This is a genomic window from Sphingomonas sp. Sph1(2015), assembly GCF_001970915.1.
GTDB classification, from domain to species: domain Bacteria; phylum Pseudomonadota; class Alphaproteobacteria; order Sphingomonadales; family Sphingomonadaceae; genus Sphingomonas; species Sphingomonas parapaucimobilis.
On sequence record NZ_MQUI01000111.1, the window covers coordinates 1 to 918 of the forward strand.

At 63.5% G+C, this 918-nt stretch carries 1 protein-coding gene; it reads left to right on the forward strand.

Annotation, left to right across the window (positions count from 1 at the left end; genetic code table 11):
• Nucleotides 1–80: 80 nt before the first annotated feature.
• Nucleotides 81–908, forward strand: a complete 828-nt coding sequence (locus tag BSZ14_RS18750; RefSeq protein ID WP_076712056.1) for an IS5 family transposase — start codon at nt 81–83, stop codon at nt 906–908.
• Nucleotides 909–918: the final 10 nt, after the last annotated feature.

The window sequence follows — 918 nt, forward strand, 5'->3', positions numbered from 1 at the left end:
TTAGAACCCGACCGAAAATTAGGTTGAGCGATTTCAGTCAGTTGTGATTCACCGGGTTTTGCGAAGACCTTGGAGAGCACATGGGCTGGACCGAAACCGCTCGTCGCGAGCATGACAGAAGTAGGCTGCGTTACACAAGCGACTGCACCGATGCGGAATGGGCGATCATTGCGCCGCTGCTGGCTCGAACGACGAAGGTGGGCCGCCCGCGCCTGCACCGGGCACGGGATCTGTGGAACGCGATCCAGTACCTTGCCGCGACGGGATGCCAGTGGGCGCAACTGCCCCGGGACTTTCCCCCGTTCACGACCGTGCAGTACCATTTCTACCGGATGCGCGACAGCGGCCTGCTCGATGCGATCAACGCGGTGCTGGTAGCCGGAGTACGGATTGCCGAAGGGCGCGAGGCAGAACCGACTGCGGGCATCATCGACAGCCAGTCGGTCAAGACCACCGAAGCGGGTGGGCCGCGCGGCTATGATGCCGGCAAGAAGATCAAGGGCCGCAAGCGCCATATCGCGACCGACACGGCCGGCAACCTCCTCGACGGACTGGTGCTCTCCGCTGACATCCAGGACCGCGACGGCGCACCGGACCTCATCGAACGCTGTCGCGACGCCTATCCGTCCCTGAGCCGTTTCTTCGCCGATGGCGGCTATGCCGGGCAGAAACTGGCCGCCGCTATCGCGCATATCGACCACCTCGCCATCGAGATCGTCCGGCGTTCCGATGCCCACCGCTTCGTCGTCCTGCCCCGGCGCTGGGTCGTCGAGCGCACCATCGCATGGCTCAACCGATGTCGGCGTCTCGCCAAAGATTGGGAGGCGTCCGTCGCCTCCGCCGAAGCCTGGCTCATCATCGCTTCCATCAGGCGCATGACACGCCGTATCGCAAAACTCGAATTATGAGTCGGGCTCT

Coding starts and splice junctions, on each gene's coding strand:
- BSZ14_RS18750 (WP_076712056.1), top strand. CDS start 81: ATGGGCTGGACCGAAACCGCTCGTCGCGAGCATGACAGAAGTAGGCTG.